9 protein-coding genes are annotated in these 13,902 nt (G+C 43.6%); 7 read left to right on the top strand and 2 right to left on the bottom strand.

The window, feature by feature from the left end; translation table 11 throughout:
- Window positions 1-19 precede the first annotated feature (19 nt).
- Both FS818_RS24765 and FS818_RS24770 read left to right on the top strand, forming a co-directional pair.
- On the top strand, window positions 20-3,157 hold the full coding sequence (locus FS818_RS24765) for an ATP-binding protein (RefSeq protein WP_186375591.1): 3,138 nt from the start codon (window positions 20-22) through the stop codon (window positions 3,155-3,157).
- Window positions 3,154-4,272 carry a response regulator gene (locus FS818_RS24770; RefSeq protein ID WP_145335669.1) on the top strand — a complete coding sequence of 373 codons (1,119 nt, stop codon included), beginning with the start codon at window positions 3,154-3,156 and terminating at the stop codon, window positions 4,270-4,272. Before FS818_RS24765 ends, FS818_RS24770 begins: the two co-directional genes overlap by 4 nt.
- 145 nt (window positions 4,273-4,417) lie before the next feature.
- Here the strand turns inward: FS818_RS24770 and FS818_RS24775 are convergent, their stop codons facing one another.
- On the bottom strand, window positions 4,418-5,590 hold the full coding sequence (locus FS818_RS24775; protein ID WP_145335670.1) for a DUF4317 domain-containing protein: 1,173 nt from the start codon (window positions 5,588-5,590) through the stop codon (window positions 4,418-4,420).
- A 179-nt stretch (window positions 5,591-5,769) separates the two neighbouring features.
- Between FS818_RS24775 and FS818_RS24780 the strand changes: the two genes are divergently transcribed.
- From FS818_RS24780 to FS818_RS24795, 4 genes are all read left to right on the top strand, one after another.
- Entirely contained in the window at window positions 5,770-8,595 is a 2,826-nt protein-coding gene (locus FS818_RS24780; protein WP_145335673.1) for an AAA family ATPase, read from the top strand.
- Window positions 8,592-9,518 (top strand): hypothetical protein, encoded by a 927-nt coding sequence (locus FS818_RS24785; protein ID WP_145335675.1) that lies wholly within the window; start codon window positions 8,592-8,594, stop codon window positions 9,516-9,518. The genes FS818_RS24780 and FS818_RS24785 overlap by 4 nt, the downstream gene beginning before the upstream one ends.
- A 357-nt stretch (window positions 9,519-9,875) precedes the next feature.
- On the top strand, window positions 9,876-11,045 hold the full coding sequence (locus tag FS818_RS24790; RefSeq protein ID WP_186375592.1) for a glycoside hydrolase family 27 protein: 1,170 nt from the start codon (window positions 9,876-9,878) through the stop codon (window positions 11,043-11,045).
- Window positions 11,046-11,249 (top strand): hypothetical protein, encoded by a 204-nt coding sequence (locus tag FS818_RS24795; RefSeq protein WP_145335677.1) that lies wholly within the window; start codon window positions 11,046-11,048, stop codon window positions 11,247-11,249.
- A gap of 20 nt (window positions 11,250-11,269) precedes the next feature.
- Here FS818_RS24795 and FS818_RS24800 read toward each other — a convergent pair whose 3' ends face one another.
- Window positions 11,270-12,085, bottom strand: a complete 816-nt coding sequence (locus tag FS818_RS24800; RefSeq protein ID WP_145335679.1) for a helix-turn-helix domain-containing protein — start codon at window positions 12,083-12,085, stop codon at window positions 11,270-11,272.
- A 200-nt stretch (window positions 12,086-12,285) separates the two neighbouring features.
- Here FS818_RS24800 and FS818_RS24805 point away from each other — a divergent pair, with 200 nt between their 5' ends.
- Window positions 12,286-13,821, top strand: a complete 1,536-nt coding sequence (locus FS818_RS24805; protein WP_145335870.1) for a carboxylesterase/lipase family protein — start codon at window positions 12,286-12,288, stop codon at window positions 13,819-13,821.
- Window positions 13,822-13,902 lie beyond the last annotated feature (81 nt).

The raw sequence follows: 13,902 nt of genomic DNA on the forward strand, positions 1-13,902 counted from the left end.
CCCAAAGGAGCAGCAGAACGTGTTAATACGAATTTTAGGTGTTGCTATCACAGTGTTAATTGCTGTTTCGCTGCTGGTTCTATCCACGGCTAGAGAACCTCAAGCTGCCGAGCTCCATGCACATCAGGGCATTCTGGACCTATCCACCTGGAACCCGAAGCTTGAGGATCGCATCAGGCTGGATGGTGAATGGGAATTTTATTGGAAGAAGCTACTGCCGCCCCCAGCTCATATCGCGGATCAAAAACAACAAGGATCACCTGCATCCCCTGATGCTTATGCAGAGGTTCCCGGTACTTGGGGCCCCATTCAGATAGGGGGTAAACGATTACCACCCTACGGTTTTGCTACATACCGGCTTGTCCTGCGAAATACACCCGTTGAAGGCACTCTTGCCATCAAGAAAAGCAACATTCGCTTTGCCAGCGAAATTTACGTCAATGGCACCAAACTGGTGGAAGACGGACAAGCCGTGGAAAAAAACGCAGGATACCAGGCAGGCAATTCACCACAAATCGCATTTTTCCCTTATCATGGCGGTGATATTGAAATATTGGTTCGGGTCGCCAACTATGATTATCCGAATGCAGGCATCTCGGGTCCGCTTTTTTTTGGAGAACAGGCTGCCATGCTAAAAAGCCATCAGAACCGCACAGCCATTGAACTGGCAACCATGGCTGTATTGGCTACCATATCCATCATTTTTCTCATCAGTTATTTAGGATCTGCGCTATATCGAAACCGGGATGACTCTCTGCTACTGCTCGGCCTGGTATGCCTATTGTATGCCCTCTATAATGGCATGATCAGTGAACGAGTATTGGCAACATCAAGCACAGATCTTACATTTAGTACGTTATATAAATTAAAAGATTTTTGCTCCGTTGCCTGTCTCGGCTTGTTGATCTTTTATTTCTACCGTTTCAGGACAGGCATGTTCTCGGGGGTAGTTACCTCTGTAACCCTATTTATTTTTGGCGCATATATCAGTTTGCTCGTACTCTTTCCTATCTCCGTCTACGTGTTAACCGCACCTTATGTTATCGGACTGTACACATTGATTCTGCTATGGCTTCTGGTGCAATGTGCTCTGCGGTTTATGCTCAGTGAGAAGGGAGAACGATTATCAAGCTTTCTATGGTACGCAGCCATGCTCTGCATTACGCTGTATTGTCTGGACATCAACTTGTTCTCCATTTCACTCAAGGAAAATGTCAATATCGGTCAAGTGTGTATCGTACTATTCAGCATCCTGATGTTATTTCTAGCCGTCCTGCGATTTTTCGAGGCCTACCTTACCGTTCGATCTCTGAAGGATCAGCTTCTCCTCCTCGATCAGGTTAAGGATGATTTTCTATCCAACACGTCGCATGAGCTCAAAACACCGCTCAACGCCATCGTTAATATTAGTGAAAGTCTGCTCAAAGGTTCGGAAGGCCCGCTCACCGTCGAACAAGCACATAATCTGGCGATTGTGACGGGCAGTGGCCGGCGTTTGACGTACCTAGTGGATGAACTGCTGGACTATTCCAAAATGAAGCATGGGGACATCTCGCTGCACCGTTCAGCCACAGACCTGTCTTCCTATGTCGAATCGGTGTTGCGCATGCATTCCTTCCTGCTCGGTACCAAAAAGGTGGAACTAGTCAACGACATCCCTGCCTATTTCCCGGCCATTTATGCGGATGGGAATCGGCTTGTTCAGATTCTGCACAATCTGATCGGTAATGCCATTAAGTTCACGGAGCAGGGTTCGGTCCGAATCAGTGCTGCTCTCGTTCAGGGAAAAGCAGAGTTGCGCATTACCGATACAGGACGCGGCATTAGCCACGACAAGCTGGAGCATATCTTCCTGCCATTCGAACAGGAAGCAGATGCGGGGCCAATGGCTACGGGAGGCACGGGTCTAGGTCTAAGCATCACACGCAAGCTTGTTGAGATGCACGGCGGAACCATTCACGCCGAATCAACGCTGGGCCAAGGCGCCACATTTATTTTGACGTTCCCACTGGCTGAAGGTAAAAAAGAGAAACGTGCCAACGTGACGCCTTTCAGCATGGCTCCTACGATTTCCGGGAATCGATCTCTAAGGTATGAAGAACCTGTCATAACACAAGGGTTGAGGAATGAGTGGATTCTTGTGGTTGACGATGATGCCGCCAATCTGCAAACCATCGTTGGTCTGTTGAAGCTGGAAGGGTACAGTTATGCCGTTACATCTCGTTCCCAATCGGTAATGATGCTGCTGGACAAACTTCCTGCCGTGCATCTGGTGATCGCCGATATTATGATGCCAGTCATGTCAGGTTATGAGTTATTGGATCGAATTCGGGAGCGCTTCTCCCCTTCCGAGCTGCCGGTGCTTATGCTAACGGCAGGCAACAAAGCCCATCAATTAAAGCTCGCGCTGGAGAAAGGTGCCAACGATTTTGTATCCAAGCCCTTTGAATCGGAGGAATTGCTGGCCCGAATCGGTGGTCTAACCCGGATGAAAATGTCCGTTCAGGCTGCACGAAATGCCGAAATTTCGTTTTTGCGATCCCAGATCAACCCGCACTTTCTATATAACGCTTTGAATGCGATTGCCGAGTTATGTGTCGATGCGCCAAATGAGGCAGAACGATTAATCTTGCAGCTATCGAGTTATTTACGGGGCAGTGTGCACTTCAAACATTTGGATTCCAAAACCAGTCTGGAGAACGAGCTAGGCATGATCGAGGCATATATAGCGATTGAACAGGCCCGTTTCGGATCAAGGCTCGAAGTCATTATTGATGTGGACGCTGATGTGGATCGAAACATGCAGATTCCGCCGCTGATCCTGCAACCCTTGATTGAAAATGCGATTCGGCACGGTCTGATGTCCCGAGTTGGCGGCGGTCGCGTGATGCTGTCTATTCGCAATCTTAGCGAAATGGAAACCCGGTTTACCATTGAAGATAACGGCATGGGTATGACGAAGCAGAAAATGAAAGAGATCCGGCAGGTCGCTGACGGTAGCACAGGTGTCGGACTATGGAATATTTCCAGCAGACTCAAACTGCTGTACAACAGGGATTTTCGGATAGAAAGCCATGATGGCGAAGGTACACGCATTACGCTGGATCTTCCCATTCAACACCAGAGCAATAAGGGTAACGGGGGTTACAGTACATGATAAAAGTGATCATCGTAGACGATGAGGATCTATCACTCAAGCGACTGAAACGTATTTTGACTGAAAGTGGATCCATTGAGGTATGCGAAGTATTCCATGACCCGGAGAAGGCTTGCGAATATGCGGTAAATCACAGTTTTGATGCTGCTTTTCTGGATATCACGATGCCGCGAATCTCGGGAATGCAACTGATCGGCGAATTGCGCAAGCATCATGCTTCCCTCCCGATTGTACTGGTCACAGGATATGAGGAATATGCCGTACAAGCTTTTGAAAAAGAAGTGATCGACTATATCATCAAACCTGTGACAGCGGAACGTGTAAGCCGTACGATTCAACGCTTGCAGCAGCTTCTCCGTAACAACGCAATCTCTCTCGATCCGGTCTCATCGCCCCCTCGCTTGACTGTACGGCTGTTCGGTGAATTTACAGTACATGACGGAGCAGATGCAGAGAGTCCCGTGAAGCTACGAACACCCAAAACGGAAGAATTGCTCGCTTTCCTGTTATGTGCTAAATCGACGAGCCGTGATGCTCTGGCGGATACGTTATGGAAAGACCTCAGTCCGCAGAAAGCCTGGACCAACATTAACTCAACGCTGTACTACGTCAGACGTGCGGTTGGAGATAACAGCGATGTTCCCCTTATCCAGAAGGATCGCAACGGGATTCGGATTGACCGTGATTCCATCGATTGTGATCTATATGAGTTTGAAGCGTTATTCCGCCAGATCCGTCAAGCTTCAACCTATTCACCTGAGATGTTTGAACGAATAGACACTCTGTATCGGGGTGAGCTTTTGAAAGGACGGCATTATGAATGGGCACTTGCATGGTCAAGACAACTTGAGATGGACTTTATTACAATGATGGAAACGGCTGCTCAATATCATATCCAGCAAAAGCAACCGCTTCGTGCACTGCATTATTTCGATCGCATCCTGCAGATTGATTCAATCCGGGAAGATATTCACCGCGAAAAAATCGTGATCTATCTTTCGCTTGGTCGACGGACTGAAGCCCAGTGGCAATACCAGCTTCTCGAGGAATTGCTTCACGAGGAGCTTGGCTCCCGCCCATCAGCCGATATCCGGAAGTTGCTGCGTCAATCTTAGCTGAGGCAGTCACAACGACAGGGACAGACCTAAGACAAAAAAGCCCAAGCCTGGCGGCATAACCACAAGCTTGGGCTTTTTGAACGTTTACGTTGAGTCACGTTTTATCCAGCTTAGTAAAGTTCAGTTTCCGTTTGAAGTTATGTTACAGATTCTCTGTTGCCAGCGTGAAACCCTCAATCACTGCATCTTCATCAACTTCAATCATAATACAGCGTCTTCCCTGATAGTTCACTTGTCTCACATATTTGAGGTCCTGCGGACTGATGGAGATGGTCGCCACCTTGGTGTCGATCTTGATCGACTTGGAAGTGTACTTCGGCATCACGCTGTTTGCCTTCAGCTCATAGTTTTTATTGTCGACGATGGTTTCGAATGCACGTTCCACCTTCTCGGTGGTCAGTTCTTCTACGCCGCTGGCCGTAAGCAGACGTTCCACGTCTTTGTAATCCAGCTTCGGAGGCTCTTCCTCATGGGATTCCTCGTTCACTTCAATAACCCGGTTAATCTCTTCATATACATGAGCCAGCGTAGTGGCATCCATCTGCTCACCCGTGATTTCTTTGACGATATCCTCGAATATCGCCCGCTCCTCCAGTGCCGTTACCGAACGTTCTCCATTCAGCACATTTTCAACAAAATGAGGGTCCGGGAAATTAGATTTGCCCGTGCAGTACAGCACACGGTTTACGTCCGAATAGTTGTCCGTCACGCTTGGATACAGGAATCCCTGCTCCGGCGTGCTTAATTTGATGATCGGATCAACGATGATGTTGTACTTGAATTCCCGCTCTACGTAGTCAAAGAGAAGCGTCTTACGCTGTTTCTCGGTGGAATTCACACTGCACAGGATAAAGGGATGGGCGAAGACTTCGTTTCTCTCACTCTCTTCCGCTTCATCATTTCTAGCTTTCGTTGGCAGATAATACTGTCCTTTAATAAAGGTGACCACCATATCCCGTTCGTACTTGGCATCAGCCATCATACGATCGACGAGCAGCAGCATCAGATCCTGCCACTCATCCGGGTCACCTGTGACGAGTGCCTGGTGAAGCATCACCTGTGCCGGTTCCTCCGCCTCTTCCTGGAATTTCAGTTCGAACAGTTTCTGATCCAGTTCACCTGTCAGCAATTTTTTGAAATTACCCATGTATAACTCTTGCTTCTCCCGATCCACTAGTTCAAACGGATGGCGTTCCCAGTGATAAACTTCGTTGGTTTCTTTCGTAATATAGACATTCAGGATGTCGTAAATGTTCAGCAGGTCATGATCCAGCTTGAATTGTTTGCGAATGTGCGCGACTTCTTTTTTATTCATGATTCGTTAGACAACTCCTCAAGTAAATTGGCTTTACAAGTATAAACGATAAAAAAAAGCTTCGCCAGAAGGATAATCTTTGCATTCGTCTTTTACCATATTTTAACTTCATTCTTTTAATGACTCTAAATAATATATAGTAAGCAATTAAATTTATTAAAGAAAGGAATCTTCAATATATGGATGAACAACAATTAAGAAATATTAAACAAGCAATAATTAATTTTCAAGGATACATACCCGCAGGAAAAGAAGAATTTTTAACGATTGACTCTATGGATATAAAGGATTTGTTATCTTCTTTACATACTGCCTTTGAATTAGAAGAACAAGCTATAGACTTGGTACATGCCCGGCCATATGTAACTGACGATTATGAAAATGATATTATGTTCTTTGCTACACAATTGTTAGATTCCATGGTTCCAATCCACAATGAACTTAAGACCTATGATGAATATAAGAAATTGCTCCACCACAGACATGTGGCTTATGGGTTTTACAATACGATCGAGCAAAAGCGTATAGAAGTAGTTGATGTGTTGAATGACACCCCATTAGAAAGTCTGCTCTACTCGGGCTTAGTTGAATTTTACCAAAATTATTTTGGGACTTTCACGGATAATCAAAGAGCAATCAAATTTCTCTGTAAATTTTTCCCTAAAGACAACAGTTTAATAGAACAGAAAGAAAAAGATGCTACAGTTAAAGCAATTTATAGACATATTACTAATGCTGGAACGCCAAGTGATTTCGGTTTCGCCTTCGGTGGGATAGAAAGAATTCGTGAGTATATAGGATATCTTCCTGTAGAAATTATTGATCTTTTACTTCAAAAGTATGAGTTATATAAAATCGTTAATAAAGGCGTTTACAGGAACCAAATATTCACCATTATTGATTACTCCTTAATACCTGATTCAGAAAAGCAAAAATATAAATTCAGTTTTTTAGACAGTTTACTTATAGCAGATTTAATGAATTCTGGTCTTTATGAAAAATACGGAGTCCAAGAACATTTAATTAGAAATTATCTCCATCTCGATCAAAATCTAGCGTCGGAAAAGCTTGAATTAATAACAGATACTAATCAAAAAAGTTATGGCTATTGGACAAATTCTTGTGCTTTCGATAGACAATTTATCATAAATGAAAAAGCAATTATCAATATACATCTCCATTCTGACAATAAACAGATAGCTGTAACCTACATAGATAATCCTAGTACAGAGGTGATTTTTGAATATTCCTATCCAGATTGGATGTTAGGTAACTATCGTTCAATAGAATCAGAACAAAAAGTATTGGAATTCATAAATGAAGATCATTCAAAAGAATCAGAGTACATTTACAGGCCTCTTAAGTTTTCACTTCTTTATCTTAATCGTTATAGAGGTATGAAATCTCAACTAATTAATTTTGACCACAAATTCACTTATGACATTAACACGAAAGAACTCAAAGCTTCAGTTAACTCCGATGAGATCCCAAATTTTTATGGAAATAAAGTCTACTCACTTTCATGTATAGTTGGCAAGAATGGTATGGGCAAAACCAGTACGGTAGATTTTTTACGAGATACTTTTTTCCGCCTCATCCATATCATAAAAGAGAAGCGTATTTCATGTAATAACGGAGTCGTAAATGAACTTGAATATGAACCTTATAAAATAATGGAGAATAACATCGAATTTTTTATTGTATTCCATTTAGGAGATCAACCATATTATTTGACAAATATAAACAGTGCCATGACTTCAGGTGCCAATGCCTTTAATCACAAAGCATATAAAAGTAGAAATGAATTAAGCAAAGTTGTATATTTCTCAAGTATGCTCAGTGTTAACCAAGATAGTCTATTTGATATTGAAGGACTGACAACCAGAAGAGAAAAAATAGATAATGAAGAAGACAACAAGAGCAATAAAGAGGATTATGCCAAATCTCTTATTGGTTCAAGGCACGTTGATTATTCTGAAAATTCAAGTTTCATTGAAAAAAGGAATGTTATAAAAAACGCTATAATTAATAAAGATGAGCGAGACAAGCCATCTGAAACATTCAACAAGGATCTATTTTATCAACTTGCTTTTTTAGACTATTTGTCACAAGAAGACTTTTTGAATTATTTTGATTTTCCAGATGATAAAATTTTTTTTGTGATGAGTAACTTGTCTGAACTTCCTGAAAAACAAGTATTGGTAAAAAATTTTAATGAGAATCTTAACTCTATTAGTGAATTTCTTACTTTACCTGATGCCAAGCTTGGGCATTTTTCATCTGGACAACATGCTAAATTTTCTTTTCTATCTAAGCTCTACTGGTTTCTAGAGGGCCATGGAAAGTATTCGAAAACTCTGGAGGATTTAGTTAAAAATCAACTTTTTAGTGATGATGAGGCATTACAAGAAGGAGAAACTGCTCTTCTATTTATAGATGAAGGGGAGCTTTTTTATCATCCTGAATGGCAGCGAAATTACATTAAGATCCTTCTTGATCTCATACATGCTTCAAAAACCGAATCTAAGATCCAAATCGTTATTACGACAAACTCACCATTCATTATCTCCGATGTTCTTAGTGAGGACATTTCTTATCTTTCAAAAGAAGATACCAAGTTTGACCAAACATTTGGCCAAAATATACACAAACTCCTTACACATAATTTTTTTATGAATTACACCATAGGTGAATTTAGTCGTGAATTCATTGTAGATGTCAGTGAATTACTGAGTCCTGATGAAAACAATAACATTAAACCCAAAATCAGCGCGTTTCTAAAACAATACTTTGACACTCCTTTTGAGTCTGAACAATTGTATGAAAAAATGAGCCAATTGATTAATAAAATCGGTGAACAAGTATACAGAGAAAAACTGATGCTCACTCTTAGCCAAAAGTTAGGAAAGGATGCTGAGTTGGATCATTTAGTTAAACAGAGAGCAGAATTAGATCACAAGATCAAACAGTTTAAATTAATTAAAGAAAGGAAAGAAACAGATTGATTCAAATTCAAAATTATTCAGAAGAGTTTGAAAGTGAATATTTGAAAGCTGTTATTCACAAAATACCCACCTCTTGTCAAAAACTAATTTTGAAAAGCTGTAAAAAATATCTACCCTCTAACTTCTTTGATGAGAGCAGTGATGAATTTAAGACCCTAGTTCTTGCACCTTTGCAAAAGTTAAAGGATGCATATTCCTTCATCAATGAAAATAGCCTTGAAATAATGAATAAAGAATCCTTTACACAATCAAATAAAAAGAATCCTCCTATGAAGAAATTATATAAAAAACTACATGACTCCTACTCAATCATTGCAAATTCGGAGGTTAACAAGGTTTCTGTCCGTGTCAGATTAGTTCGAAATTCCGGTCTTAATGTATGCCCCTATTGTAATAGAGATTATATCAATTGCAGGGCAGACAATGTCGCAGGAGCACAATTAGATCATTTCTTTAATAAAGGTAAATTTCCTTTGTTTTCAATTTGCCTATATAATTTAATACCTGTGTGTGGAAATTGCAACAGAATAAAGGGGGCACAGAAATTGGAATTCTCCTCTCCTTTTGATAGTTCAATCAACTGGATCAATGATATAACGTTCACTTACGATGGAACCACTTCAGATGATATGAAAATTATTGTAAAAACAGAAAGTGGTACCGAACATAATATTGCAGGAATGAGAATTCGTGAGGCGTATCAAATTCATAGCAATGAAGTACTTGAACTACTCGAAAAAAAACAGATGTACAACAACACACAAAACGAGGAAATTCAAAAAGTATTGGGCAAAATCAATTTATCTGATGCAGAAATCAAAAAAATTATTTTCGGACCCGAAATTACTGAGGACCAATTTAAAAATAAACCTCTTACAAAGATGATGTATGATCTACATAAGGAATTGAAAATTTATCCCTGATTTCTTTGTAATTTTCTGAGAATTATATGGTTTATAATACACAAAGAAGATGTGGTAATTCAATATTTACGCCTTTCAAGATACCGTATTTCACGGTATCTTTATTTTTACTCGTAATGTACACATCCAGATCAGAATTAACAATGGGACACTAGCTCCCCTCAACATACATTATCTCTTTCATATACCATTTTTTAACCCAAACAACATTTGTCCATGTCCAAGCAACGTCAGGCTATGGTTAAAATGTTCTTAATCCGTTAAGTTCATGAGAGTTAGTAACTCCACCTCACTACATGAAAAAATGGCATTTTGTCATTTTCAAAAAACGGTTTGAGAAAGGAAGCGATTCAGATCATGAGTAATAACATCAATGCAATGATGGGATTTGCCCCTGCGCTTGGCTGGAATTCATGGAACACGTTTACGTGGGACATCAATGAGCAATTGATTCGGGATGTTGCCGATGTGTTTGTAACGGAAGGATACCGGGACGCCGGTTACGAGTACATTGTCATTGACGATTGCTGGAGCCTGAAGGAGCGGGATGCGGACGGCAATCTGGTCGTAGACCCTGCCAAATTCCCGAGTGGAATGAAGGCGCTTGCAGATTATATTCACGACAAAGGTCTGAAGTTTGGCATGTACTCCTGTGTCGGTACACATACTTGTGCCGGATATCCAGGCAGCTTCGAGCATGAATTTCAGGATGCGGCATTATTCGCCGAGTGGGGCGTGGATTATTTAAAATATGACTACTGCTTCAAGCCGCGCCATATCTCTGGCGAATTGTTATATAAACGCATGAGTCTTGCGCTCAAAAACTGCGGCCGCGAGATTCTTTTCTCCGCTTGCAACTGGGGAGAGGACAATGTCTACGAATGGATTCGCGAATCAGGGGCGCATATGTACCGTTCCACCGGGGATATTCGCGATAACTGGGACTCGGTTAAAGAGCTGGCTCTTTCACAGCTCGGAAAACAAAGCTATACGGGTTCTTTCTGCCACAACGACATGGATATGCTCATTGTTGGCATGTACGGCGGAAGTAACAATGACTTTATTGGCAGCATTGGCGGCTGCAACGATATTGAATACAAAACCCATTTCTCCCTCTGGTCGATGATGGGTTCACCGCTTATGATTGGGTGTGATGTGCGCAAAGCCAATCAGGTCACCAAGGACATTTTGCTGAACCCCGATCTGCTTGCCATTAATCAGGACGCAGAGGCACGCGGGGCTTACCGCATCAAACCTGAGCCGCAGTGGTTCCATACCGATGATGTATTCATGCTGGTGAAGGTGCTTACGGACGGTGATCTGGCGATTGGTTTCTTCAACCTGAGCGACAGCCAGCGCGAACTGTCCCTGCAATTCTGGGATATGGGACTGCCTTACGCATCAGGTTACTCCCTGTCCCTCTATGACTGCTGGGAGCACAAGGAACTCGGTGTATTCCGAGAGCGTTATGCGCCCGTCGTAGCGGCCCATGATTGTCTCGTTGTGCGAGCCAAACTGGTGAAATAAATGGCACACAGCCGGTTGTGCACCACCTGTCAGGTTCCGCTCACTTCCGACGATGTCGGTATCTATCTGAAATTGGTCTCGCTAACAGCCCGGCAATTTGTCTGCATTGATTGTCTTGGCGTGAAGCTGAATTGCGGGCGGGAGCCGATCGAGAAGCTCATTCGTTACTTCCGCGAGTCAGGGAACTGTGCTCTTTTTCGTTAAAGGTATACAATGCTTGTTCCCTAACGACCTGCTCTTTTCTGGTGCAACATCATATAGGCAGTGGGCGTGTATGATGTTGCCTTTTTGAATACTCTGGAAAAATAAAGCGGATCATTATATCCCACCGAATAAGCTATGGATTGAATGGATAATTGAGATGACTCAAGGAGCTCGCAGGCACGCCGGATACGACATGCCGTGATGTACGTTGACACCGATTGACCTGTAGCTTCCTTGAACTTGCGGAACAGGTAACTTCGCTCCAGATTTACGGCCTGTACAATTTCCGCCACCGTCAAGGACGATTGCCAGTAATTTTGCTCGATATAGGTTTTTGCCATCCACACGTCATCTCTACTCTCTGCCTGCTTCTCGTTCGGAAAAAACTCCATGTAATAGGAAAGTAACAGCTGCAAACGTGCATCCGCTCTTAAGACTTCACCAGGTGATGATCCTGCATTCCAGCCCAGATGAAACCACGGAGCCATCGTTTTCGGAGCAACTGGGAGTACAGGATGCCGCACCGATAGTTGTATCAAATCTACGATTCGCCCCGCGTCTCTTCCGTTGAACTCGACCCATACATACTCCCACGGGTCAGCCGGGTCGGGGTAGTAATAGATTTCTTTTTGCGGAAAAATGATAAAGCTCTCCCCGGCACCCAGCCGATAATGCTGGCCCCCGGTTTCCAATGTGCCCTGCCCTCGAATGATGAAGTGTAGCGCATAGACGTCACGTACGCCGGGTCCCCACTGATGAAGATTTACAGGTTTGTGTCCGCCGCTGATAAAATAAATCTGGCTCGCCCTGCTCCCGTCTCGCCATAATGAGTCCACTTCCAGCACCTCCATTCGTGATATCAGTCATTATATATGATTATGAGGGGTTCTTGGTTTAATTTCGATGCTGGAAACAACGTTCCAAGTTGCTTATGATAGAGAAAGAAGGCACATCACCTAGCATAATTGTAAGCGCAACCAAACATCTTGGATCGACATACATGAACGATGTTCAATTCAGAGAGGAGAATGTTGTGTTGCTTAGAAATGTTACGGTCGAAAATGGTCAAGTTCAGGGACTGCCTGCCGCAGATCCACGTATTACAAGCTTTAAAGGTATTCCGTTCGCCGCGCCCCCTGTAGGCCGGAATCGCTGGCGTGCGCCACAGCCTGCTTCCGATTGGGATGGTGTACTGCAAGCCTTTGATTTTGCGCCAACCTCCATGCAGGCACCAACCGTCATTGATGATAATAACATCTACACAAGGGAATGGGCGGTTGATCCCGACCTGCCGATGAATGAGGATTGTCTGTATCTAAATGTATGGACACCTGCCAAACGAACCGATGAGAAGCTGCCTGTATTTGTCTGGTATTTCGGTGGTGGGCTCCAAGTCGGTCACACGGCCGAGATGGAATTCGACGGTGAACGCATTGCACGCAGAGGCATTGTGGTCGTGACCGTCAATTACCGCTTGAATGCGTTTGGTTTTCTGTGCCATCCAGAGATCAGTGCGGAGTCACCGCACGCACCAGCGAATTTCGGGCATCTGGATCAGCAGGCAGGAACAGCGTGGGTGAAGCGTAACATTGCCGCGTTCGGCGGTGACCCGGATCAGATTACAATCGGGGGACAGTCTGCTGGCGGTGGCAGTGTTCTTAGCCAGATGACCTCTCCGCAAAACAAAGGCCTATTTCAGCGTGCTGTCATCATGAGCGGTATAGCAACAGAGTTGTATCCGAACGTTCCTGTGCCTGCTGTTCGCAGTACGCTACGGGATGCCGAGCAGAAAGGCGTTGAATTTTTCCGTTTTCTGGGGGTAGCTTCACTGGAGGAAGCAAGGCAGCTGGACGCCATCACTTTACGGGATAAAATCCTGGAATATCGGAGTTTCTGGGGAACGGTCATTGATGATCAGTTCTGTATAGGTGATCCGTTCACCCGTTTCATGCAACATAAGCGTGAACTTGTTCCTGTCATGCTTGGACATACATCCTCCGAGTTCTGGACCAAGCCTGCGGTAAACAGTGTGGAGGAACTGAAACAAATGGCTACAGAGCTATTTGGCGAGGATGCCCCTGCCTTCTTAGAGCGATGTGAAGCCGATACTGGCGATCTCGATCATGCCTTACAGCGGGCTTCTGTGCGCATGATTGAACATGCGATTCAGCTTGTAATCCGTTCTAATAGCGGTCATCCGTCGGAGACGCCACTTTATTATTATAATTTTGACGCAGAGATTCCAGGCTGGGATCAGCCAGGCACGTTCCATTCGGTCGATCTGTGGTTCTTTTTTGAAACCCTCGCCAAATGCTGGCGCCCTTTCACGGGTAAACATTATGATCTCGCACGCCAGATGTGTAATTATCTATCGAATTTCATTGCGACAGGTGATCCTAATGGCTTGGATTCCACCGGTAAACCTCTACCCTACTGGATTCCGAGCAGTACTGAACAGCCGTATCGCATGGAATTTACGGATCAGGCACAGTTGCAGCTAGCGGAGCCCGAACCTGTGCTTGAATTGGTGATTGAGCAATATTTTAAAAAGCAAAACGAACCTGTCGTTTGATGCAGAAGATTTTACACCTCACGGTTTTTGAACAAGATTCAGGACATTAGTTTTAAACCCATATCTGCTTCTTCCTTCAGC

It is taken from the genome of Paenibacillus xylanexedens, from assembly GCF_007680605.1.
Taxonomy (GTDB): domain Bacteria; phylum Bacillota; class Bacilli; order Paenibacillales; family Paenibacillaceae; genus Paenibacillus; species Paenibacillus xylanexedens_B.